This is a genomic window from Tessaracoccus terricola (assembly GCF_054776555.1).
This window is the reverse complement of the sequence record NZ_BAAHBS010000005.1, coordinates 14592-36809: the sequence shown is the minus strand read 5'-3', so window position 1 is coordinate 36809 and position 22218 is coordinate 14592. Positions and strand designations below refer to the sequence as shown.

The window sequence follows — 22218 nt, the reverse complement described above, 5'->3', positions numbered from 1 at the left end:
TGGTAACGCTACCACGCATTCGACCCGCCCACCAGCATCATTCCGCAGGGCATCTCGTGGTTACTATGAGCCCATGAATCGGGGCACCAGCAGCACGTCGAGGAAGCCCACACTCAAGGACGTTGCGGAACTGGCGGGGGTCTCCCCCATGACCGCGTCGCGGGTGGTGGCGGGCTCTCCCGGCGTGTCCGCGGACCTCGCCAAGCGCGTCCGGTCAGCCATCAAGCGGCTCGGCTACTCCCGCAACGAGGCGGCCAGGCTGATGCGTCCGGGGCAGCGCTCCGGACTGCTGGGCGTGATCATCACCAACATCGACAACCCGTACTACGCCCAGGTCCTGCTCGGCATCGAGTCCGCGGCACACGACGCCGGCCGCCTGATCATCACCGGCATCTCGCACAATGACCCGGAGCTCGAGGCCCAACTGGTGCGGGACCTGGTCGCGCGGCACATCGACGGGCTGATCGTGGTGCCGGCCAGCGCCGACGCACCCCACCTCGCGGCCGCCGCTGCGCAGGGCGTGCCCCTGGTGCTCGCCTCCCGCTCCATCACGCAGGGGGGCGCGGACACCATCCTCGTCGACGACGTCGGCGGCGCCAGCCGGGCGGTGGCGGAACTGCTCCACGAGGGCCGGGCCCCGGTGGCGTTCGTCGGCGGCCCGGACGCGATCGCCACGGCCGCGCGCCGCTACGACGGCTTCGCCCTGGCCCACACCCGGGCGGGCGTGGGACTGCGGCCCGAGTTGGTGCTGCGCCTCTCGCCGGACCCACGGGAGGTGGCCGAGGCCGCCCGCGCGCTGCTCGCACTGCCGGAACCCCCTAAGGCGTTCTTCACCACGAACAACCGCTACACGATCGCGGTGCTCCGGGTGCTGCTGGAGGAGTTCCCGGCGGCCGGCGACAGGCCGCCACTGGTGGGGTTCGACACGTTCGAGCTCTCGGACCTGGTCCCGTACCCCCTGCGCCTGATCGACCACGACGCCAACGCCCTGGGCAGGCTCGCCGCGGAGCTGGCGATCCGTCGGATCGACGGCGGCGACCACACCCCGCCCGTCACCACCACCCTCCCGTCCACGAGGGTGGTCAGCGGCTCCGCGAGCTAGGCACCCCGTCGACTTTTCGACGGACTACGAGGTATCGTTACCACGCACAGAGCGTCAACGAGGAGCCGCCATGCGCCGTTCAGAGCCGAACTACGACGTCGACCCGCGCCTGCGGCAGCCCCCCGGGACCCGGGCGGCGGTGGGCGCCGAGGTGTGGGACGAGCTGGCCAGTGCGGTGGCCCACCTCGAGCGGCCCGTCGTGGTGGTGGACTGCTATCCGGGCGTCGACGAGGTCGCGCTCTGCGCCGCGCTGGCGCCGCGGTTCGGCGAGGTGATCAACGTGCCCGATGCCGCCGCCCGTCCCGTCGCGGAGATCGACCGCCTGCTGGCCGATGACCTGGGCGAGGACAGGGTCTTCGGCCACGTCACCCGGCACGAGTTGGGTGACCTGTACCGGCCGGAACGCCTGACGGAACTGCGGGCGCGGGTGGCCGGGCGCACCGGCCCGATGGTGCTGGTGGGCTGGGGCGCGTCGCTGGCCGCGGACGAGCCGGACCTGCTGGTGCTGGCGGACCTGCCGCGCTGGGAGATCCAGCAGCGGATGCGGGCGGGCATGCCCAACTGGCGCTGTGACAACGGCGGGGAGGACATCCTGCGCAAGTACAAGCGTGGCTTCTTCGTCGAGTGGCGGATGGCAGACCGCCACAAGCGGCAGCTGTTCGACGCCCTGGACTTCTTCCTGGACACCACCGTCTCCGTTGCCCACGCACGGCTGATCACCGGCGACGCGTTCCGGCGGGCGCTCGACGACGCGGTGCGGCGACCGTTCCGGGTGGTGCCCTACTTCGACCCGGGCGTGTGGGGCGGGCACTGGATGCAGGAGAGGCTCGGGATCGGCGGGGAGGTGCCGAACTACGCGTGGGCCTTCGACTGCGTGCCCGAGGAGAACTCCCTCGCCCTGGACTTCGACGGCGTGCGCGTGGAGATGCCGTCGCTGAACCTGGTGCTGCACCGCCCGGTGGAGCTGCTGGGCCCCGGCAACTTCGCCCGGTTCGGCGCGGACTTCCCGATCCGGTTCGACTTCCTGGACACGATGGGCGGCGGCAACCTGTCCCTGCAGGTGCACCCGCTGACCGGCTACATCCAGGAGCAGTTCGGCATGAAGTACACCCAGGACGAGAGCTACTACCTGCTCGACGTCGGGGAGGACGGCGGCGTCTATCTGGGCCTCAAGGAGGGTGTGGACGCCGACGAGATGTTCACCGAGCTGGAGCGCGCCAACCGGGGCGAGGGCTCGTTCCCGGCGGAGCGGTTCGTGAACCGGTTCCCCGCCCGCAAGCACGACCACGTGCTGATCCCCGCCGGGACCGTGCACTGCTCGTCGCGCAACACGATGGTGCTGGAGATCTCGGCCACCTCCTTCATCTTCACGTTCAAGATGTGGGACTGGGACCGGGTGGGGTTGGACGGGCTGCCCCGCCCCACACATCTGGAGCACGCCCGCCGCAACGTCCAGTGGGAGCGGGACACCGAGTGGGTGCGGAGCAACCTGATCAACCGGGTGGATGTCCTCGAGGAGGGCGACGGCTACCGGGTGGAGCGCACCGGCCTGCACGAGCTGGAGTTCATCAACACGGTCCGGCACTGGTTCCGGGTCCCCACGGAGCGCGACACGTTCTCCACGGTGCACGTGCTGAACCTGGTGGAGGGAGCGGCGGCCGTGGTGGAGAGCCCCGACGACGCCTTCGAACCGTTCGAGGTGCACTACGCCGAGACCTTCATCGTCCCGGCCGCCGTCGGCAAATACGTGGTCAGACCGGCCGACGGTGTGGCAGAGTGCGCAACGATGACTGCTTTCGTGAGGGGGACGGAGTTCCCCCGCGCCGTCGCCGGGCCCCGCCTGCGCTTCGAGGACCGGGCCTCCGGCTGATGCACGCTGCCCTGGAGGTGGGCGGCACCCACGTCGTCGCCGCCGTCGTGGACGCCGCGCGGCGCAGGGTGGTCACCGCCCACCGTTTGGAACTGGACAGCCAGGGCAGCTCGGAGGAGATCCTCGACACTTTCGCCGAGGCCGTGGAGGGCCTCGGCGCCCGGGCGCGTGGCCTGCCGCTGGTGGTGGCCATCCCGGGACCCTTCGACTACGCCCGCGGCATCGGGGACTTCGACGGCGTGGCCAAGTTCGGCAGCCTCCACGGCGTGGACCTGCACGCGTTCTTGACCGGTCGGCTGGGCTGCCACGTGCACTTCGTCAACGACGTCACGGCGTTCGGGTTGGGCCAGTACCTCCTGCTCCGCCGCCCACACCGGCTGCTGGCCCTGACGCTGGGGACGGGCGTGGGATCGGTGTTCCTCGAGGACGGAAGGCCCGTGCGCGACGGGGACCGGGTGCCGCCCAACGGCTGGGTGTACCTGCTGGAGCACGAGGGCCGGCCCATCGAGGACAGCTTCTCCCGGCGCGCCATCGTGGACGCCTACGAACGCGCCACCGGCACACACCTGGACGTGCGGGAGATCGCCAGCCGCGCCCGGGCCCGGGACGCCACGGCCTCAGCGGTGATGGAGGCGGCCTTCCGGGTCCTCGCCGAGACGCTGGCGCCATGGGTGGCCCGGTTCGGTGCCGAGCTCGTGGTGGTGGGCGGCTCCATCGTCGGTTCCTGGGATCTGGTGGAACGCTGGTTCACCCCACGGCTGGGCGCGTTGCTGCCGCAGGACCACGGGGTTCCCGTGCTGGGTGGTGCCGCCAACGAGGATGCTGCCCTGATCGGTGCCGCGCACTTCGCCAGCCACCGGTAGGGCGCTCAGTCCTTGGTGGGGATGGCGTTGGCGCTGCGGGCGAGCAGGCCGCCGTCGACGCGGATCTCCGCGCCCGTGACGAAGGAGGCCTCGTCGCTGGCCAGGAACGCGCACACGTTGCCCACCTCCCGCGGCTGCGCCACCCGTCCGAGCGGGTGCACCAGGCCCCACTCGGCCACCAGCGCGTCGATGCCCTCGGGGGTGCCGTCGGACCACTGGCCGGCGGCGGTGCGGAGCATGGGGGTGTCGACGGAGCCGGGCAGCACCGCGTTCACGCGCACGCCGTGCGGGGCCTCGTCCACGGCCAGCGCCCGGCACATGGCGTTGAGCGCGCCCTTGGTCATGGCGTAGCCCACCACGTTGTTCTGGTTGGCCACGCCCTGCACCGACGAGATGACGGTGATGGTGCCCGAGGCGCGGCGGATCTCCTCGATGGCGGCATGGACGGCCAGAAACACTCCGCGCACGTTGACGCGGTAGACCTTGTCGAAGTCCTCGGGAGTGGTTGTCAGGGCGTCGCCGTAGGTCTGGATCCCGGCGGAGGTGACCACGTGGTCGATGCGGCCGTACTCGCGCAGGGCGGTCTCCACCACCTCGGTGTGGGTGTCCTCGGAGACCACGTCGCCCCAGACGCCGACGGCGGTGCCGCCCGCATCCGTCACCTCGGCGACGGTCCGGGCGACGCCGGCCTCGTCCAGGCCGTGCACCACCACGGCGGCGCCCTGCTCGGCGAAGGCCTGCACCGCTCCCCTGCCGATGCCGGCGGAGCCCCCGGTGACCACCACCACCTTGCCGAAGTGTCGTCGACTGTCCTGCACGCTGCTCTCCTGTCCTCGTCCGCTGCGCCGGGTCCGGCGGCCGCGGGATGGTCCCGCCGCGGCGCGGGTCAAGGCCGGTTCGTCGTCGGACTCCACTGTCACCCGCCGATCCTGCACCGGCCACTTTCGACTCCTGCATACTAGGGCACGGACCTGAATCGAGGGCGAGCGGCGGCAGTCCGGATTCGGACGCAGAGCCTGGTGGGCCCCGATCGAACAGCCGGGAGGGAAATCGTGGTGGTGCACGTCGACGTGCTGGTTCCGAGGCGTGCCGAGTGTGGTGAGGGACCCGTGTGGCACGCACCGAGCGGATCCGTGTTCTGGGTGGACATCATCGCCGGCGAGGTGCTGCGGACCGGGCTCGACGGCGGGCGTCCCGCCACCACCGGCGCCGTCTCGCTGCCGTGGATGGTGGGCGCGGTCAGCCCCCGCACCGACGACGGGCTGGTGGCCGCAGTGGAGTCCGGCTTCGTAGGGCTGGACGAGGACGGCACGGTGACGCGTCGCGTGGACTGCCTGCCGGACGGGGTCCGCATGAACGACGCGAAGGTGGACCCGGCCGGGCGGTTCTGGGCGGGCAGCTGCGCCTACGACTTCGCGCCGGGGCGGGGTGGATTGTGGGTGCTCGACGAGCACTGGCGGGCCCGGCAGGTGCTCTCCGGGCTGCGGCAGCCCAACGGGCTGGGGTGGAGCCCCGACGGCTCCGTCTTCTACCTCGTGGAGACCCAGGACCGGCAGGTGCTGCGCTTCCGGTTCGACCCGACCACCTCCGGGCTGGGCTCGGATCCCGAGGTGCTGGTTGGGTCGGACGTGTTCAGGGGCGTGCCCGACGGGCTGGCCGTCGACACCCGTGGCCACCTCTGGGTGGCGGAGTTCGGAGGCTCGGCACTGAGCGAGTTCACCGCTGACGGCGCCCTGGTGCAGCGGATCAACATCCCCACGCCGCAGCCCACGAGTTGCGCCTTCGTCGGCCCCGGGCTGGACCAGCTGTGGGTGACGTCGGCCGCCGACGGGCTGGGAGCCGACGCGCATCCCGAGGCCGGTTCGGTGTTCCTGGTCACGGGGCACGGCGCCACCGGGGTGCCCGTCCCGGCGTTCGGAGGAGTGGAGGAGGCCCGATGATCGAGGTGGACCTGCTGCGCGAGGTCGAGATCAGGGGCGCGGTCCGGGTGGAGCGCACCGAGCGCGGGCTGCTGCCCCGCCGCCTCACCGCGGAGGCGTTCCGTCGGCTGCCCGACAGGTTCATGCGGGCCTCGGTGGGCCAGTCCGCCGGAATCAGGCTGGCGCTGCGCACCGACGCGACGACGCTGCGGCTGCGGGTGCACGCGATGAAGATGATCGAGGACGCCGAGCTGCCGCTGCCGGAGGCCTGGTACGAAGTCACGGTCGACGGCCGGGTGGTGGCGTCGGCCGCCTCCGCCGTCGGCTCCCGGTACCTGTTCTCGTTCGACGGCCCAGTGGACGGGATCGTGGCCGGGCCGGACGCGGAGCTGGAGTTCACGCTCCCGGCCGGCGGCGAGCGCGAGCTGGAGATCTGGCTGCCCTACACCGACGAGGTGGAGGTGCTGGGGCTGCGGGCGGACCGGCCCGTCATGGCTCCCGGGCAGGGCTCTCGGTTGCGGTGGCTGCACCACGGCAGTTCCATCAGCCACGGCTACCTCTCCTCGCGCACCACCACCACGTGGCCGGTGGTGGCGGCGAACCGGCTGGGGCTGGACCTGACCAGTCTCGGGTTCTCCGGCAACGCCATGCTGGACCAGCTCACGGCCCGCACCATCCGGGACACGGCGGCGGACCTGATCAGCGTGAAGTTGGGGATCAACGTCGTCAACGGGGACCACATGCGACGGCGCGTGTTCCGTTCGGCCGTGCAGGGGTTCCTGGACACCATCCGCGACGGCCACCCCACCACTCCGCTGTTGGTGGTCTCGCCGGTGTGTTGCCCGCCCGTGGAGGACCTGCCGGGCCCGACCGTCTTCGAGGAGGGCCGCGAGCCGCTGTGGGTGACCACAGCCGGCCGGGCCGAGGAGTTGGCCGAGGGCAAGCTCAGCCTCGCGGTGGTCCGGGAGGAGTTGGCCGAGGTGGTGGCTCAGCGCTCGGAGGAGGACCCGTTCATAGGCTACCTGGACGGCTCACTGCTCTACGGATCGGCCGACGCCGAGCGGCTGCCGATGCCCGACAACCTCCACCCCGACGACTCCGTGTCAGCCCTGATCGCGTCCCGGTTCGCCGAGCTGGTGCGCTGGCCGGGACAGGAGTCAGGTCACTGAAGCTGGATGGGGACCAGGTGCCTGCCGAGCCACTTCATCAGGGGCCGGTAGGCGCGCCAGTCGGCGGCGATGTGCTCTGCCGCCTCCGGCGTCGGCAGCCACTTCGGTTCGCCGTGCTGGCGCACCGCGGTCAGGCTGCGGTGCTTCAGGAGGTCGAGGAACGGGTGGTCCGGCGCGGCGCCGCGAGGCCTGGTCTGCAGCCGGTCCCCGCCGACGGTGTAGCCGGCGTCCCGGAGGTCTGACACGATGCGCTCCAGTTCCGCGCCGGTGTCCTCGTCGTCGAGCGCGGCCCGGTAGCCGGCCACCAGCTGCGGGGTGCCGCGCCACCAACCGGCCGAGGTCATCAGGCCCTCGGCGCTGACCTGGACGTACCAGCCGACGCCCTCCGTCGTCGGCACCACGAAGCCCTGGTGGGTCTTGTAGGGGGTCTTGTCCGCGGAGAAGCGGACGTCGCGGTTGGGCCGGAACACCTTCGCCGTGCCGAACTCGTCCTCCAGTGCGACGGCCAGCGCCTCCATCGGGGCGCGGACACCGTCGTCGTAGCGGTGCCGGTTGGCCAGCCACCAGTCGCGGGAGTTGTCGCGTTCCAGGTCTTCGTAGAAGTCGATGGCCTCCAGCGGGATACCGGTGAATGCAGTCATGGCTCCCACGTTACGTCGGGGGCGTGGCCGGTCAGGCGTAGGTGATCTCGATCAGGTGTGGCACGTAGACCTCGGAGTCGATGAAGGTCATGTAGGTGACCCTGCCGCCGTCGCGGGCGAACTCGGGGTGCTCCTTGCCGGCGTTGAACAGCGACCGCTCATTGGTCTTCTCCGGCCGGTGGACCACCTCCGGGGCGCTCCACGGCCCCCACATCTGGGGTGCGGTGCGGATCACGAGGATGTTCTCGCGGCGGTAGGTGGTCAGCGAGACGTAGCAGCCGAGGTGGTCGTTCCAGGCCGCGGACATCTCGTTGGGGACTTCATCGAACAGGCACGCCGTCGGCGCCCACGTTCGGGACCACTCGGGCTCGACGTCTGGATCGGTGAGCGTCGGTGCGGCGACGAGGTACTCGTAGGCGGCGAGGTCCTCGAGTTCTGCGGGGAGGACCCGTGCGAGGTACATCTCGCCGCTGGACTTCTCCTCCGGCTGCACCGATCCCCACAGGTAGAGCCAGCCGTCGACCTCCTGGATGAAGACGCCGAACCCGGGCTGGTCGCCCTTCCAGAACTCGTGCGTGCCGTCGGGCGCGACGAGGCGTTCGAAGTTGTAGTCGTCGTCGGCCTTCGCGATGCCCATGCCGTCGAGTTGGAAGGTCTCGAACACGTCGAGCTTCTGGTCCATGGTGATGCGGTGGTAGTAGAGGTAGAGGTGGCCGCCCTGGTGCGTTCCGTGGATGGCCCAAAGCCGCTGGGTGGACTTGTGCTCCGGCGGCTCGAACCGGATCAGCTGCCGTGCCCTGCTGCCGTCGGCCTCCGTCAGGTAGGCGAAGTCCTTGATGCCGTCGCTGATGTCCTGCTTCGGGACAATCGCGCCGGTGTTGGACAGGACGTCGGTGAGCGAGAGGTATCGGACCGTCTCGAACGCCCCCTCGAGGGTGTCGCCGAAGATCCAGAACGTCTCGTCGTTAGGCAGTTCGACCGACGTCACCGCGTCCTGCCCCGAGATGTTCACGTCGTTGTCCAGGAACTGCACGCCCAGGTCTCGCACCGATGCGACCAGCGGGCTGTCGTTGAGAGCCATGCCTCAACGTAACAGCCCACGGTCCAGCCGCTCAGTCCATGGCCTCGATGCCCAGCACCTTCAGTTCATCCGAGCTCCGTTTGAGGTGCTCGACGATGCTGGGATCCGGCAGTTCGAAGTCCAGCACCTCCTCCACCACGCGCAGCGCCTCGGTGGTGCGGTAGGAGCGCGTGGGGTTGCCGGGGAACTTCTTGTCGGTGACGTTCGGGTCGTCGTGGATGGGGCCGAGCGGCTCAACCTTGTACACCCTCGGGCGACCCTCCCCCGACGCCATCACCGCGGCGAGCGGGGCACCGGCCCGGGTGGCGGTGAGGTAGATGTGGCGCGACTTCTTGCCCGAGCCGTAGTTGGTGTCCCAGCCGGGCGTGAGCAGCTCGCCGGGTGCGACGTCGGCCTTGGTTCCATGGAAGAACGGGCCCGGGTCGTCGGCGGGCACGGGCTCGGGGGCCGGGTCCCGGATGAGACCGTCGAGCTTGCGCATCAGTTCGTCCACCCGGGACTGGCCGCCGGCGGCTCTGGGGTAGCGCTCCAGCACGTCGCGCACCGTGGGCGTGATCCGGAGTTCGGCGGCGTGCAGCATGTACTCGGCCACCACCGGGTCGTCCCCGCGCCACAACTCTCCCGCCCGCGCAGCGTGGGCGGCCGCGCCCAGGATGTGGCGGACCTGGGTGGCCTTGCCCAAGGGGTGCAGGTAGGCCGACGCCGCCGCGTCGCCCGCCGCCGTGGCCGCGTGCCTGGCCGCGTCGTCCGGCGCCTCCTTGCCTGCGCGGTGCGCGTCGGTGGCCGCCGTGCGTTGCCGCTGGGAGCGTGGGCCGCCGTCTGCGAAGGCAGCTGCCGCTGCGAGGGCCTCGGCCGGACGTTGGTCGTCGGGTGCCGCATCGTGGAAGATGCGCAGCACCGGCCTGGCGCAGTCCACCGCGAATCGCGTCACTTCTCGTAGTTCGTCAAGGGTGAGTTCGAAGTCAGGCGCTGAGCTCATCCGTCGATTATCACCCGGACTGGCCGCTTCCCGAGTCATTCCTTGGTGGGGGCGATGCCGTTGACCTCGTCGGGGTCGAACCGGGTACGCGACGCCTGGAGCTTGGCGGCGGCCGCGGTGGCGACGTCGATGCCCAGCACGTCGGCCAGCCGCACGAGGTAGATCAGCACGTCGCTGATCTCCTCGGCGGCTCGCTGCTTGCGCGCCAGGTCCGAGAACTCGGCCACGGCGTCGTCTGCCCTGATCCACTGGAACAGCTCGGCCAGCTCTCCGACCTCACCGGTGAGCGCGAGGATCAGCGACTTCGGGTCGTGGAACTGCTCCCAGTCCCGCTCCTTCGCGAACTCGCGGACATCGGCGGTCAGGCTCCGGAGGGAGTCGTCATCATGCATCTTGGAACTCCTCGCTGGTGGGTCCTGCGGCTGGTGTGAAGAAAGGGCGCAGGTGCTCGCGCAGGGCGTCGTCGCAGACGTAGACGTAGGTGCCGCGGATGCCTCGGGTCAGCAGGACGGCGTAGACGTTCTTCACCATCTCGAGGATCTCGTCGTCGCCGTAGGTGACGCCGCGCAGGTTGTTGGCCTGCGCCTTGCCCTTGGCATCGAAGTAGTTGTCGCGGTCGAACCGGATGGAGTTCGCGGCGGTGTCGTAGAACAGGTCCGGACCGATGATGACGCCCGCGTAGTTGAGGTCGTAGCCCTGGACGGTGTGGATCGAGCCCACCTCCTCCGCGGAGGTGGCGCTGTTGATCCAGTCCGTGGCCGTCCGGTTCCAGCAGAGCTCCACACCGTCGATCTCGATGTCGTGCCCCGCCCCCTTGTTGCTCACCCACTTCCAGGCGTATCCGGCAACCAGCCTGGCGAGGCCCTCCTCGCGGTTCCGGGCGAGGATGGCGCGGCGCATGGCGGAGAAGTCGCCGTAGAAGCGGAGGTCGTAGTCGCCGAAGTCCCGGCCCGTGAAGGGCCCGATCCCGCTCAGCGCCTCGCGCACGTGCGCCACGTAGTCGTCGCCCGCGCTGACCCGCATCTGCGACCGCAGGCGGTAGCTCCGATCCTCCCCTGCCCTCTCCCTCAACCGCAGCAGGTCGAGTTCCGGGACGTCGATCGGCCGCACGCCCTGGCCCTCGTCGAGGAGGAACACCTGGTGGCGGCTCCTGCGCATGATCCAGTCGAGTTGCGTGAGGTCTCGCCAGTCCTCACCGTCGCGGACCAGCTCCTGGCTGTGCTGCTTGAAGCGAGCCGTCAGACTGCCGTGTGCCTGCGCCCCGTACTGGGTGAGCCGGTGGGTCTCGTCCACCACCAGGACGTCGTAGTCGGCCCCGGACTTGGCCACGTCGTAGGGCGTGACAACCATGTCCTTGGTGAGGCCGGGGGTCTTGGCGAACACCTTCTGGATGGACTTTCGCAGCGACTGTTGCGGCACCACCAACCCGATTCTCGCTCCCGCCAGCAGTTCCGCATGCCCGGGCAGGAAGAAGTCGCTGAACACCGACTCGGCCTCGGGGTTGTCCTGGTCGGTGCGGCGGGCGATGTCCTGGAGCAGCTTGATGAAGTAGATGGCGACGATGGTCTTCCCCGTGCCCGGACCACCCTCCACGACGGCGGTGCTCTCGTTGGCCGCCGTGAGGTCGCTGAAGAGGCCGTCGAGGAGGTCCTCGATGACCGCCTCCTGGTCCCTGTTGAGCGCCTTGAACGGGGACAGCTTGAACAGGTCCGAGTTCTCGATCTCGGGAATGCGTTTGGCGAACAGGCCCTGGTCACGGAGTTCGTCGAAGATCTGCTTGAACTTCGCCTGGTAGTCCTGCCGGTTGTAGTAGTCGGCGTTGGTCACACCGTCGTTGCGGTTCAACACCTGCAACTTCCCGTCGCCGGAGAACATCCTGATCAGGAACGACTCGAGGTCCAGACACACGGACTTGTTGTAGGTGTCGTCGATGACGATGCGCACAGCCTCGAGGCTCTTCTTGTCGGGCGATTCGAGGTGCTGCTTCATCCGGCCCAGAGCGTTGAGGGACTCCCCGACGTAGACCTCCCTGGTGTTGTTGAGGGTGTAGACGACGGGCCAGTTCCGGTGGCGACCCGCGTCGTCGGTCCAGGATCCGATGCCGTCCTTGGTGAAGTCGAACCGCTCGATGCGCGCCTGCCCCGCACCTGGCATTCCGCTCCTCCTCGGGTTCCGTTCGGTGTCATCGGGCCACCTGCCGGAAGCCCTCGCGCCCCAAGGCTATCGATCCCGCCTGCCCGTGTGGGTCCTGCACCTGCAACTCGGCCTCCGAAAGGGGCTACCTTGGGCTTCCATCATTGAAGCTGGGAGGGGTGCGCATGGATCCGCAGGTCGGTGGCGGCGATGACTCCCTTCGCGTGCCCGCCCACGAGTTGAAGTACGCGGGCCTTGCCGCGACCATCCGGCGGGACATCCGTGCGGGGACGTGGGCGGTCGGCGAGAAGATCCCGACGGAGAAGGAGCTGATGGCCACCTCGGGGCTGTCGCTCACCACGGTGCGCCGCGCCCTGCAGCAGCTGGCCGAGGAGGGCTGGATCCGGCGGCAGGTGGGGGCCGGCAGCTTCGTCGAGCCCTGGGTGGACAAGCGGGAGCGCTCCACCTTCCTGATCGGCGTGATGGTGCCGGAGACGAGGCTCTACTACGACCGCGTGATCCAAGGCGTGCAGGACCAACTCGCCGCAACCCGCGCAGGCTCCACACTGCTGGCCACCTACGAGTGGGACCCGGACCGCGAGGCCGAGGCGCTGCGCACCCTGCTCGACGCGGCGGTCGACGGCCTGGTGCTCACGCCTCACCTCCCCGAGAGCGAGCAGTCCCGCGTCCTGCTCCGGGAACTGCGCGCCCTGCCGGTTCCCGTGGTCCTCGCCGAACGCGGCGTCCCCTGGGCCGGCCCTGGCCTGACCATGGAACATGTCATCAGCGACCACTCCGGCGGCGCCTACGACGCGATCGCCCACCTTCACCGGCTCGGCCGCAATCGGGTCGCGCTGGCTTACCGGCTGGGCACCAACACCACCGACGCCATCGTCGACGGCTACAAGTTCGCCTGCGAGGACCTGGGTCTGGAGCCCTGGGAGCGGGAACTGCCGTCCGAGCACGGCCGCAACGTCTCCCCCGACGACGTCCACGCGCTCGCTGACGCCATGGCCAGCGACGGCATCACCGCCATCCTCGTCTTCGGCGACCGCGAGGCGATCTCGCTGCAGAACGAGCTCCACCGCCGCGGCCTGCGGGTGCCCGCGGATATCGCCATGGTCTCCTACGACGACGAGACCGCCGACCTCGCCGCCGTGCCGCTGACTGCCGTCGCGCCTGCGAAGTACCAGCTGGGGAAGCTGGCAGCCGACATCATCGTTCGACGCCTGCGCGGCGGAGAGTCAGCGCCCATGGAGCAGGTGAAGCTGCGGCCCACCCTGGTGATCCGGGAGTCCTGCGGCGGTGCCAGCGCTGGTTGAGCCGGGGCGACGAGCGAGCCAGCAGGGAATGCCGAAACCACCGTGCGCGGGGGCGTCACGGTGGTTTCGACACGGTCCGGCTCGTTCCTCGCGCGGACCTACTCAACCGGCGGCCCTTCGAGGCTCGCTGCCGCTCGCACCTCAGGGCGACTGGACGAGCACTCAGGACAGCGATCAGTAGGTGCCGAGGTCCTGCCACGGACCGTACGGCGTGCCCGGGACTTGGTTGCGGGTCCACCACTTGGCCTGCCACAAGTGGCCGTCGTGGGCGACGGTCTCGCCGCCGGTGTAGACCCACGACGCGGTCCAGGCGCGGACGTCGTCGCCGGCTGACGGCACCAGTTCGCCCTGCTCCATCCAGGAGCCGTAGAGGCTGCTGCCGGGGGCGGCTCCCTTGGTCCACCACTGCGCCACCCAGGTCTTGCCGTCGTGGCTGACGACGTCGCCCTCGTCGTAGACGGTGTTCGCGTCGTAGGCGGGGTGCTGGGGTGCGGGCGCGGGGTCGTAGGAACCCAGGTCCGCGAGGTCCAGCGTCCTGCCGTCGACGGTGACGACGCCGGTGTCGGCGCAGTCGATGGCCACGACGTCGGCGGCCACCGCCATGACGATCCGGAAGTTCGCCTCGGTGCCCACCTGGGTCACGCGCAGCGTGTTGCCCTCGTGGATGGTGACCTCGCCGTCGCCGACGACGCAGCCGGTGACCGCCCCGCCGGCCGACGTCAGGACGAAGTCCGCGCCGGAGGGGTGGGCCAGGTGGATGGTGACGTCGTCGCCGGGGTTGACCTGCCAGTCCCAGGTGTGGGACTCGGCATCGGCGAAGGTGTCGTTGAAGGCCAGCACCGTGACGTCACGGTTGCCCATGTCGACGACGGCCTGCCGGATGGCGGACTCGACGCCGTAGTTCAGCGAGCCGTCGAGGTGGACGTAGCCGCCGCCCTGGCCCTCGTAGGCCTTCGAGTCGAGGGTGACGCCGCGGCCGTCGGTGGTGCTGTACTGGCCGCGCTCCTGGATCTGGCCGTCGACCAGCGTGATGGAGAAGTCCAGCGGGTTGGCACCCTTGCCGGCCATCAGCGCCCAGGTGGTGTCGTAACCCATCAGGGACAGCCCGAAGGTCTCAGAACCGGACCAGCCCTTGTGCTGGCTGTTGCGGTTGTTGAGGGTGGCCATCACGTCGTCGGCGCCGGTGAACCCGTTGCGGAAGGCGTAGAAGCCGGGGCCGTCGTCGATGATCGCCCGGTGCGCCGTGGGCGCGGTGAGCTCGGCCGGGTCGCCCTTGCCGCCCGGGTAGAACAGCACCGTGTAGGCGTTGTGGGCGCCGTCGAAGATCGGGGCGTCGCTGCGGCCCAGACCGCGGGTGGTGTCGTAGAGCCACTGCAGGCCGGAGGTGGCCTCGTCGGGCGTGATCGGGAACAGCATCGGCATGATGCCCTGCGACTGGTTGCGCGGCGTCCCCACGCCCCACTGGACCATGTCCAGGCTCTCGCGTGCGGAGAGGCTGTGCAGGGCGAGGTTCCAGAAGTCGGGCCGCTCCAGTTCGTCGGCGAGGCTGACGTGGCCGGAGCCGATGGCCGCGAGCGCCGAGGGCAGCATGTACAGGCCGGCGTAGTGGAAGTAGTCCCAACCCTCCTGCGTGTAGCCGGTGTCGGTGTAGCCCTGCTGCAGGTGCTGGCGCACCAGGTTGGACAGGTAGTTGATGCGCTCGTGGTGGAGGCCGAAGTCGGCGTCGCCGCGGGCCGACAGCAACGCCGCCAGCTCCGTGGTGGACGCGACCGCGACCCAGTTGCTGGCCTTGTCGTCGCCCTCGAGGTTGTCGTGGTTGTCGGCGGTCATGATGTCGCTGCCCTCGGAGATCAGGCGACGCACGTCGGCGCGCTGCTCCTCGGTGAAGCCGTTGTGGCCCCAGTCGTAGATGGCTGCCAGCAGCAGCTGCGCGCGGCCCAGCTCGAGGCCGTTGTTGGTGGCCCGCCAGGTGACCCAGTCGGCATCCGCCATGGTGAACTCGTGGGCCTGCTGGGCGTAAGACTGTTCACCGGTGACGGCGTAGGCGAACGCGGCGTCGCGCGCCCGGTACATCTGGGAAGCGCCGCCGGAGTAGTCGTTGGTCTCCACCCGGCGCAGGAGGTCCTCCCACGCGGCCTTGGTGGTGGGGTCGTTGGCGATGCGCTCCCGCACGTCGGCCAGCTGGTCCTCGGTCACCATGGCGCGGGGGTGTGCGGAGGTGCCGGCGACGGTGCGGTCCAGGACGGTGCCGGCCTGGACGAGCTCCAGGTAGGGGCCGGTGCCAGCGGGAAGCGTGATGCCGCCGTCGGCCGCCGGGACAGTAGCGACGTCGGTGACCGCGGCGCCCTCGGATGCGCCTGCGCGGACGGTGACGTCGCCGCCGGCGAGTGCTGCGTCGTTTAGGGACCAGTCCAGACGCACGCCGTCACCGCCGGCGAAGGCGCTGATGACGTTGAGGAGCTGGCGGTTGACCACCTCGTCGGAGATGGTGACGGTGACGGCGTTGGAGCGGCCGAGCGAGGTGCCGTCGGCGGCGAGGGCCTCGACGACGTAGGTGTGGGTGCTGCCGGCGGCGACGGTCTCGTCGGCCAGACGGTCGGCGAAGGAGGTACGAATGACGGCGCTGCCGTCGAGCGCGGGCTCGGTCTCGCCCTCGGCGCGGTGGATTGCGTAGCTGTCGGCGACGACGTCGCCGAAGTTCCACTCGAGCACCGCGGCGGAGGCACCGCGCAGCTGCTGGTAGCCGTTCAGCAGCCCGGCGTTGGTCGCGTCGACTGCCTCCAAGGCGATGTCGGCGAACCAGACGGTGCCGCCGGAGCGGTCCAGCATGGGCTCGATGCTGAGGCGGGTGGTGCCCTCGGGCACGGCGATCAGCGCGTCGACGGCGGTCCAGCCGAAGGTACCGGCGGAGCGGCCGTGGTAGGCGACGGGGATGGTGACGCTGTTCGCGGCGTCGCGACCCTGGAGCCGGATGGAGGTCCAGTTGGTGGACGCGAGGCCCTCACCCTTGATGTAGCCAGTGAGGCGCAGGGTGCGGGGCGTGGTGTCGTCGATGGCGATGTGCTGCACCAGTGCGCGGCGCGCCGTCAGGTCGGAGGCGGGCTCCGCGGAGATCCGCAGCGCGCGGTCCCCCACCGGCCCGGCGGTGGGCTCGACGGCAAACGTGGTGGTGCCCGCGGGGGCCCAGGTGGTCCAGCCCGCGGGGAGGCCGGTGGTGGCGTCGACGTCGTCGAACGTGCCGTTGGTGACGAGGTTCTCCGCGGCTGCGGCAGGGGCTGGGTTGATCGCCAGGAGGCTGAGCAGCAGCGCCACGACCCCCAGCAGCGCTGTCGCGCGCCTGCCGGTTCCGGTGGTGGAGGACTTCATTGTTTCTCCGATCTAGTCAGTTACCGGGGAACCGTAGATCGGGCGGAAGAGAGCATTCAAGGCCCAATTCTCGGGCGCCCGGGATCTGTCGCTGTTCCTACGTTGAGCGTATTCTTGGGTGATGAGGCGCACGGGGGTGGCCATCGTCGGTGCAGCGTTGCTGCTGACCGCGTGCACCGGCGCGCCGGAACCTGACGAGACACCGCCGGTTCCGACCGTGATGGGACCGACCACCGCCGAGGGCACCTCTTCCCCGGCCGAACCCGAGCCCACAGCGCCGACGACCTCTGCCACCGAGGCCCCGACCTCCAGCCCACGACCGGAAACACCCACCGCGACGGTGCCCGACGAGTCGAGCGCGCCGTGGCTGACCGACGCCTCCAGTCAGGAGCCGGGTGCTGCAATCCCCGACGACAGCCAGGAGATCATCGGCGTCCGGACTGGCGCGCACCCCGGTTTCGACCGCGTGGTGCTGGACCTCTCCGACGAGGAACCGGTCCTTGGTTGGTTCGCCGGCTTCACCGACGAGGCGGTGGAGGATCCCACGGGTGAGCCGCTCGAGGTCGACGGTGTGGCCTTCCTTCAACTTGGTGTCTTCGGGATCGACTGGCTGAACGAGTCACCCGAGCGCTACTCCGGCGACACCGTCCCGGGCGATGGCCTCGTCGTCGTCACCGAGGTGGTCTTCGGTGGCCTGTTCGAGGGCCAGCAGCAGGTGGTGCTCGGTCTTCGTGAGCAGAGCGCCTACCGTGTCTTCGCCCTTTCCGATCCTGCCCGGATCGTCATAGACGTACGGCATGGATGATCATGCCGTGGGCCCACGACTGACGGTGATCCGTCCTACAGGACGCCCAGGACGGCGTGCCCAATCAGGTTGTCCAATCGGCGGATGTCCACCCCTCTGCCAAGCTTGATCTTGATGTGGCCCGCCCGCGTCCACAATTCGATCTCAGCATTGAAATCGAGTGTCCCCGCATTCTCCGACGACCACATGTTGATGGCTGTGTAGGGCAGTGAATAGACTTCGACCTTCTTGCCCGTGAGGCCCTGTGCGTCCCGGACGATCAGGCGCCTTGTTGTGAAGATCGCAACGTCACGGAAGGTCTTGAAGGCGGCGACCGCGCTTTCATTCCTCACCAGCAATTGTGACACATCCTGAGGAACCGGCACTTCGGCCTGGAATGTCCAGGCTGTGATCGCTTCGGTCTCCATTGACATCTCTTCCCCCTCGAAAACCCACGTCCGTGTGGCCAGAGCCCAAGGTATCGCAAAGTCCACCTCACTGGGTCGCCATCCCTCTCCTCACCCACTTGCGAGACCCGATGACAAGCCTGGACATGGACAGCGATCACGAACACCGTTGCGCGTCCTATTGGACCCACGTCGATTCGATCCGAGCACATGCATACAGACGCTCGATCTGCTCACGACCCAGCAAGCTTGGAGTGTCAAGAAGATGGCGCGCGAGGCGCATACGTTTGACGACGAGGACACCTTCTGGCTGTTCCTTGATCGTAATGTTCCGCGCATCAACAGGAACCACCATCCCCGTCACCCGCACCCCGAATCCACACGCCTGGCTCAGTAGCCGCGAGGCCCGCTGGGCTTCGTGCCTGCTCTTTCGGACATAGGGCTGCCGCTGGCCGTTGACCATGAAGGTGTTGCCGGCGATCCAAAAGGTTCGATCCCCTGTGGTACTTCGAGTTCACGGTGAAGACACCCCCTGGACCGATCACCAGATGATCGATGTCTGCACCGTGGTCGCCCACCGGGATGAAGTTCAAGAATCCCCATCGATAATCCTTCAGGACAAGCCCTTTGAGTTCTTCGGCCACCAACTGTTCCCCAATCGCGCCCCGCTCCCAAGTCGAGTAGGCGTGCTTTCCCAGAAACAGTCGTCGTAGCAAGGTTGGCCGCTCCCCCGCCGCATGCGCCGCTGCGATCTGCCCGCTCAACTGTTGACCCGGAGCGTTGAAGATGAGGTCGGCGACTCGTCCCTTGGGCTGCCCATCAGGTTCTGACACATCGTGGCTGCTAGACAAAGGATCTGTCGCCGCAGGGGCCACAAAGTCCGGTCCTCGGACCGCTGAAGGTGTTTGGGCAGGAGCCACATGGACATCCGGGATGGGGTTCCCTGCACGCCATGCTGCGATCGTCTGCATCAGCAGCGGGGCAGTCGCAGCATTCTTGGGATACGCCCGGCCCTCCCCTATCTCCCAATAGCCCAGCTCCACACCGAGGTCATCCCGGACGTAGAGCCGGTCGTGCCCGAAGCGTTGCCAGCGGGTGAACTGCACGACTGGCCGGTTAGCCGATCCTTCACTTCAAGCAGCGCCCTGCCCACAACCGTTCCATCCAGTACTGGGCCGTTTTCCTTGAGCAGTCTGAGGAAGAGTTCCTTCGCATTGCGCTCTTCCTCCTGGATCACTGATGCGAACCTGTCGTCCAGCACAAGTGAATCCGTCTCCGTGGACAGCGCACCGAGCACGTCCAAGTAGATCTCCAACTCGCGGGCTTGGTCCGCAAACTGTCCATCTTGGAACGTCACGAACTGGATGCGATCTCCCCAAACGGCCCGGTGTCCCCTAGCGTCGCCCAACACGAGCGCAGTCCCGAAGGTCGCGGACTTCTCACGGGAGGTGCCCACCTCATGTACGAGGTCGTGGAAGTGGTCGTCGGACAGCCCGAAGCCGACGAACAGGAGGTGCTTGGTCATCAGCATTGCCCGCGCCAGGGATGCAGCTGTCGCCGACTGGGACCTGAAGTCGATGTAGTCGGCACGAGTCAGTACGATGCTCTCGGGCCTCGTCACACAGCCGTGCATCTTCAGCAGCCAGCGATCCGAGTCAGCGAGCCCGTCGAACGGAAGCACCGCGACACTCCGACCGGCATCAGCGGACGCCCGCTCGTACAGGTCGTCGTAGTTCAGGGTCACGGCCTCATCACCGGGCAGCCCAGCCAACAGCAGCGGCGCGAGCCCGTAACGCTCGGCGGAGGTGTGCTCTCGGACAGACTCGCCGAACTCCTCACGACCCCGACCCCCGCGCACCACTTGAGCTTGGTCGAGCGCAGAGAGCTTCTGGAACCATCCCGAGGCGTCGTCATCCGTGATCCGCCCCTGGGAAAGCCCAACGAGCAGTGCCCGCCAAGTTGGTAGCCCAGCCGACGCGGAGACACCTGCGCCCATGAACGGGACCAGCTTTCCAGCCCTGCTCTTAGCCGCCAGCTCATTCACCCGGTCCCACTTTTCCTGATCGACCGGAGGCTCGTCCTTCCACACCTTCACACGCAGCGATTGGGCCAGCGCATGGTCCACTCCTCGCCAGAGGCACAGGACGATGTCGACGCCTTCGCGTTCTGCAACCTCCCCGGCCACTCGCAGGATTCCGGCAATGACGTCACCACGCGCAGCATCGGCCCCACCGCCACCGACCCCGAACGCAGGGGTGGCGATGAGCCTGCGGGACCGAGCACTCGTTGCCGTCCAGGCGTCAGCAGTCTTGGCCACCAAGGCTGCTTCTCTGAGTCCCGACCGCAACCGAGCCTCGAGGTCCTCGAAGCCCTCAGCTCCTTCGAAGGGCACCGCTGTGAGGATCGGCGTCGGTCCTGACGGGTTGGGCGCGGCCACCGCAAAGCGGTCACCGTTGGTGAACTCGTCTGGCACACCGGACATCTTCAGGCTGTCCACCACAGCGTCAACCGCCGGCGACCGCCACGTTTCGGTGATGGTCAGCTGTTTGTCCGTCGGCAGCAACCAGGCATCAACGTTGAGGCTCCTGATGTCGCCACGGGCGACGAAGACGTGTCCAGTTCCCATGGTCGAACGCTAACGCCTGAGCAGTGGCAGACAGTCAAGTACACCCAAGGCTCTACAGGCCACTCTTGGGCACAGCAGCAGGTGGCCCGGATCGTCATGGACGTCGGGCGCTGCTGAGACGGCGGGCTCACCGGTTCCGGTTCAACCGGGACTTCGGCTGATCCTCGGGTCCCGGAATCCCGACGGCCTGTCGGTCCAGGGCGGGGTTCCGGGAGGGCGCATGCTAGCATCCCAGATAGTTTCCTGAGGGCCATGATCACTGCGATCGCGTCCTGCCGCTGGGAGGTTGGATGGAACGTCTACGGCCCGGGCTCCTGCTCGCCGATCGCTACCGTTTGGTCGGCCACATTGCCTCAGGCGGGATGGGTCAGGTGTGGGAGGCTGCCGACAGCATTCTCGAGCGACGCGTCGCCATGAAGATCATGCACCCACACACCCGCGACGAGATCGCGCTGGCGGAGCGGTTCCGCGACGAGGCGCGGTTCGCAGCACAGCTCGCGCACCCCAACATCGTGACGGTCCACGACTACGTTGATCACGAGGGCCTGTCGTGCCTGGTGATGGAACTGGTGGAGGGCCCGACGCTCTCAGAGCTCCTGGCAGACGGCCCGGTGACGCTGGAGGAGGCCCGCGCGATGCTGCACCAACTCGCCTCGGCGCTCGCCCAGGCGCACGCCGCAGGAATCATCCACCGCGACCTCAAGCCTGCGAACGTGCTGGTCGCCGAAAGCGGCGCGAAGCTGACGGACTTCGGCATCGCCCGCTCCATTGAGGGCGGCTCCCACACAGTTCCCGGGCAACTCCTCGGAACCGCCTACTACATCAGCCCGGAGCAGGCCCTCGGGCAACCCGTCGGCCCCGCCACCGACATGTACGGCTGGGGTCTGCTGGCCCACGAGGTCCTCACGGGCACCAAGGTCTTCGACAAGGGGAGCCCCATAGCCACCGCGCTGGCGCACGTCCAGGAGGACCCGCCCGCACTGCCGCCGGGTCTGCCGCCCGTGCTCGAGTCGCTGGTCACGGCCGCCCTGGCGAAGGAACCCGACGAGCGCCCCACGTCCGCGCTGGCCGCTGAACTCCTCGAAGCATCAATCGGGGAGTTCCACGCCGCCCCCGTGGACGCCGAGGACCCGACGATCCCACGTCGCGCCGCCGTCGACGGCTGACCCTCGCATCTCGCGAACCTCCTGATCAACGTCAGCGGCTTCGCGGGGGCGCTGGCTATCTCCTCGGGCCTGCGCCGGGGTCCTTCAGCGCAAACGCCTGCACCAGCCGAACCACGGCCTCGCCGTCACCGCCGCTCCGGACGCCTGCCAACTGTTCCAGCGGTACTGCCCCGATGATGCACGCCTTCCAGTCCCGCGTAACGGCTGACACTGTGGCATCGGTCTCACCCGGCTCTGCAAGCCTCTCGACGTTGCTTCCGGCCTCGGACATCACCGCCAGGTAGTTGACGGGCTCGGAATCGGCTCGGCGGGAGTCGGTGAGGGTGAGCGCCACCCGTCGCTCTCGCCGGTCGCCGGGGACGGGGCGGGCGTGGGCGCGCATGGCGAGCACCACGGTGTCGGGGCTCATGTCGGCATCGAGTGGCAGTTCGGGCGAGGCCACGGCCCACATGGACAGTGCGGTGTTGACGTCCTCGAGTCGTCGCCCCCAGGCGGTCAGCTCATAGACGTCGGGTCGGCCCGGAACGGGGAGTTGGCGGCGCTGCAGGATCCCGTGGGCCTCGAGTTCCTGCAACCGCTGGGTGAGGACGGCGGGGCCGATGCCCATCACGTCGCGCTGGATGTCGGAGAACCGCTTGGGCCCCAGGAGGAGTTCGCGCACGACGATCATCGTCCACCGCTCCCCCACCAGGTCCAGCGCGTGCGCCGCCGCGCAACCGTCGTTGTAGGAGCCGTAAGTTCTTCGCCCAGCCATTGACACAGACTATCATTCCAGTAGCCTCTACTTCTG

General features: G+C 68.8%; 19 protein-coding genes. 8 read left to right on the top strand and 11 right to left on the bottom strand.

Annotated elements, in window-relative coordinates; all coding sequences use genetic code 11:
- Window positions 1–73: 73 nt before the first annotated feature.
- The 3 genes from ACYU7G_RS10030 (at window position 74) to ACYU7G_RS10020 (ending at window position 3835) form a co-directional block, all read left to right on the top strand.
- Entirely contained in the window at window positions 74–1102 is a 1029-nt protein-coding gene (locus tag ACYU7G_RS10030; RefSeq protein WP_461107372.1) for a LacI family DNA-binding transcriptional regulator, read from the top strand.
- Between the two features lie 70 nt (window positions 1103–1172).
- A complete protein-coding gene (locus ACYU7G_RS10025; RefSeq protein WP_461107370.1) occupies window positions 1173–2972 on the top strand; it encodes a class I mannose-6-phosphate isomerase in 1800 nt (599 codons plus the stop codon).
- Entirely contained in the window at window positions 2972–3835 is an 864-nt protein-coding gene (locus ACYU7G_RS10020; protein ID WP_461107368.1) for an ROK family protein, read from the top strand. The genes ACYU7G_RS10025 and ACYU7G_RS10020 overlap by 1 nt, the downstream gene beginning before the upstream one ends.
- Before the next feature lie 5 nt (window positions 3836–3840).
- On the opposite strand, the gene ACYU7G_RS10015 is transcribed toward ACYU7G_RS10020, so the two are convergent.
- Window positions 3841–4653 carry an SDR family NAD(P)-dependent oxidoreductase gene (locus tag ACYU7G_RS10015; RefSeq protein ID WP_461107366.1) on the bottom strand — a complete coding sequence of 271 codons (813 nt, stop codon included), beginning with the start codon at window positions 4651–4653 and terminating at the stop codon, window positions 3841–3843.
- A 237-nt stretch (window positions 4654–4890) separates the two neighbouring features.
- On the opposite strand from ACYU7G_RS10015, the gene ACYU7G_RS10010 reads away from it, so the two are divergent.
- Both ACYU7G_RS10010 and ACYU7G_RS10005 read left to right on the top strand, forming a co-directional pair.
- On the top strand, window positions 4891–5775 hold the full coding sequence (locus ACYU7G_RS10010) for an SMP-30/gluconolactonase/LRE family protein (protein WP_461107364.1): 885 nt from the start codon (window positions 4891–4893) through the stop codon (window positions 5773–5775).
- Window positions 5772–6923: a GDSL-type esterase/lipase family protein gene (locus ACYU7G_RS10005; RefSeq protein WP_461107362.1), complete on the top strand. Its 1152-nt coding sequence runs from the start codon at window positions 5772–5774 to the stop codon at window positions 6921–6923. Before ACYU7G_RS10010 ends, ACYU7G_RS10005 begins: the two co-directional genes overlap by 4 nt.
- Here ACYU7G_RS10005 and ACYU7G_RS10000 read toward each other — a convergent pair.
- The 5 genes from ACYU7G_RS10000 to ACYU7G_RS09980 are packed head-to-tail and all read right to left on the bottom strand — an operon-like array spanning window position 6917 to window position 11778.
- On the bottom strand, window positions 6917–7564 hold the full coding sequence (locus ACYU7G_RS10000) for a DUF2461 domain-containing protein (protein WP_461107360.1): 648 nt from the start codon (window positions 7562–7564) through the stop codon (window positions 6917–6919). The genes ACYU7G_RS10005 and ACYU7G_RS10000 overlap by 7 nt on opposite strands.
- Window positions 7565–7595: 31 nt before the next feature.
- Complete coding sequence (locus ACYU7G_RS09995) at window positions 7596–8645, bottom strand: DUF4185 domain-containing protein (RefSeq protein ID WP_461107358.1); 1050 nt, start codon at window positions 8643–8645, stop codon at window positions 7596–7598.
- Between the two features lie 31 nt (window positions 8646–8676).
- Window positions 8677–9624 (bottom strand): NAD(+)--rifampin ADP-ribosyltransferase, encoded by a 948-nt coding sequence (arr, locus tag ACYU7G_RS09990; protein ID WP_461107356.1) that lies wholly within the window; start codon window positions 9622–9624, stop codon window positions 8677–8679.
- Between the two features lie 35 nt (window positions 9625–9659).
- Window positions 9660–10016, bottom strand: coding sequence for a nucleotide pyrophosphohydrolase (locus ACYU7G_RS09985; protein ID WP_461107354.1), 357 nt, complete (start codon window positions 10014–10016; stop codon window positions 9660–9662).
- On the bottom strand, window positions 10009–11778 hold the full coding sequence (locus tag ACYU7G_RS09980; RefSeq protein WP_461107352.1) for a DNA/RNA helicase domain-containing protein: 1770 nt from the start codon (window positions 11776–11778) through the stop codon (window positions 10009–10011). The genes ACYU7G_RS09985 and ACYU7G_RS09980 overlap by 8 nt, the downstream gene beginning before the upstream one ends.
- 164 nt (window positions 11779–11942) lie before the next feature.
- Between ACYU7G_RS09980 and ACYU7G_RS09975 the strand changes: the two genes are divergently transcribed.
- Window positions 11943–13079, top strand: a complete 1137-nt coding sequence (locus tag ACYU7G_RS09975) for a LacI family DNA-binding transcriptional regulator (protein WP_461107350.1) — start codon at window positions 11943–11945, stop codon at window positions 13077–13079.
- A gap of 174 nt (window positions 13080–13253) precedes the next feature.
- On the opposite strand, the gene ACYU7G_RS09970 is transcribed toward ACYU7G_RS09975, so the two are convergent.
- Window positions 13254–16445 carry a carbohydrate-binding protein gene (locus tag ACYU7G_RS09970; RefSeq protein ID WP_461107348.1) on the bottom strand — a complete coding sequence of 1064 codons (3192 nt, stop codon included), beginning with the start codon at window positions 16443–16445 and terminating at the stop codon, window positions 13254–13256.
- Between the two features lie 121 nt (window positions 16446–16566).
- Here ACYU7G_RS09970 and ACYU7G_RS09965 point away from each other — a divergent pair, with 121 nt between their 5' ends.
- Window positions 16567–17250 carry an AMIN-like domain-containing (lipo)protein gene (locus ACYU7G_RS09965; RefSeq protein ID WP_461107346.1) on the top strand — a complete coding sequence of 228 codons (684 nt, stop codon included), beginning with the start codon at window positions 16567–16569 and terminating at the stop codon, window positions 17248–17250.
- Window positions 17251–17285: 35 nt separating this feature from the next.
- Here the strand turns inward: ACYU7G_RS09965 and ACYU7G_RS09960 are convergent, their stop codons facing one another.
- The 3 genes from ACYU7G_RS09960 to ACYU7G_RS09950 form a co-directional block, all read right to left on the bottom strand.
- Complete coding sequence (locus ACYU7G_RS09960) at window positions 17286–17663, bottom strand: PH domain-containing protein (protein WP_461107344.1); 378 nt, start codon at window positions 17661–17663, stop codon at window positions 17286–17288.
- Between the two features lie 311 nt (window positions 17664–17974).
- A complete protein-coding gene (locus tag ACYU7G_RS09955) occupies window positions 17975–18607 on the bottom strand; it encodes a nuclease-related domain-containing protein (RefSeq protein WP_461109557.1) in 633 nt (210 codons plus the stop codon).
- Between the two features lie 47 nt (window positions 18608–18654).
- Window positions 18655–20262, bottom strand: coding sequence for an SIR2 family NAD-dependent protein deacylase (locus tag ACYU7G_RS09950; protein ID WP_461107342.1), 1608 nt, complete (start codon window positions 20260–20262; stop codon window positions 18655–18657).
- Between the two features lie 290 nt (window positions 20263–20552).
- Here ACYU7G_RS09950 and ACYU7G_RS09945 point away from each other — a divergent pair, with 290 nt between their 5' ends.
- Entirely contained in the window at window positions 20553–21428 is an 876-nt protein-coding gene (locus ACYU7G_RS09945) for a serine/threonine-protein kinase (protein WP_461107340.1), read from the top strand.
- A gap of 55 nt (window positions 21429–21483) precedes the next feature.
- On the opposite strand, the gene ACYU7G_RS09940 is transcribed toward ACYU7G_RS09945, so the two are convergent.
- Window positions 21484–22182 (bottom strand): winged helix-turn-helix transcriptional regulator, encoded by a 699-nt coding sequence (locus ACYU7G_RS09940; RefSeq protein WP_461107338.1) that lies wholly within the window; start codon window positions 22180–22182, stop codon window positions 21484–21486.
- Window positions 22183–22218 lie beyond the last annotated feature (36 nt).

Coding starts and splice junctions, on each gene's coding strand:
- ACYU7G_RS10030 (WP_461107372.1), top strand. CDS start 74: ATGAATCGGGGCACCAGCAGCACGTCGAGGAAGCCCACACTCAAGGAC.
- ACYU7G_RS10025 (WP_461107370.1), top strand. CDS start 1,173: ATGCGCCGTTCAGAGCCGAACTACGACGTCGACCCGCGCCTGCGGCAG.
- ACYU7G_RS10020 (WP_461107368.1), top strand. CDS start 2,972: ATGCACGCTGCCCTGGAGGTGGGCGGCACCCACGTCGTCGCCGCCGTC.
- ACYU7G_RS10005 (WP_461107362.1), top strand. CDS start 5,772: ATGATCGAGGTGGACCTGCTGCGCGAGGTCGAGATCAGGGGCGCGGTC.
- ACYU7G_RS10000 (WP_461107360.1), bottom strand. CDS start 7,564: ATGACTGCATTCACCGGTATCCCGCTGGAGGCCATCGACTTCTACGAA.
- ACYU7G_RS09995 (WP_461107358.1), bottom strand. CDS start 8,645: ATGGCTCTCAACGACAGCCCGCTGGTCGCATCGGTGCGAGACCTGGGC.
- arr (WP_461107356.1), bottom strand. CDS start 9,624: ATGAGCTCAGCGCCTGACTTCGAACTCACCCTTGACGAACTACGAGAA.
- ACYU7G_RS09985 (WP_461107354.1), bottom strand. CDS start 10,016: ATGCATGATGACGACTCCCTCCGGAGCCTGACCGCCGATGTCCGCGAG.
- ACYU7G_RS09980 (WP_461107352.1), bottom strand. CDS start 11,778: ATGCCAGGTGCGGGGCAGGCGCGCATCGAGCGGTTCGACTTCACCAAG.
- ACYU7G_RS09975 (WP_461107350.1), top strand. CDS start 11,943: ATGGATCCGCAGGTCGGTGGCGGCGATGACTCCCTTCGCGTGCCCGCC.
- ACYU7G_RS09970 (WP_461107348.1), bottom strand. CDS start 16,445: ATGAAGTCCTCCACCACCGGAACCGGCAGGCGCGCGACAGCGCTGCTG.
- ACYU7G_RS09965 (WP_461107346.1), top strand. CDS start 16,567: ATGAGGCGCACGGGGGTGGCCATCGTCGGTGCAGCGTTGCTGCTGACC.
- ACYU7G_RS09960 (WP_461107344.1), bottom strand. CDS start 17,663: ATGTCAATGGAGACCGAAGCGATCACAGCCTGGACATTCCAGGCCGAA.
- ACYU7G_RS09955 (WP_461109557.1), bottom strand. CDS start 18,607: ATGCAGACGATCGCAGCATGGCGTGCAGGGAACCCCATCCCGGATGTC.
- ACYU7G_RS09950 (WP_461107342.1), bottom strand. CDS start 20,262: ATGGGAACTGGACACGTCTTCGTCGCCCGTGGCGACATCAGGAGCCTC.
- ACYU7G_RS09945 (WP_461107340.1), top strand. CDS start 20,553: ATGGAACGTCTACGGCCCGGGCTCCTGCTCGCCGATCGCTACCGTTTG.
- ACYU7G_RS09940 (WP_461107338.1), bottom strand. CDS start 22,182: ATGGCTGGGCGAAGAACTTACGGCTCCTACAACGACGGTTGCGCGGCG.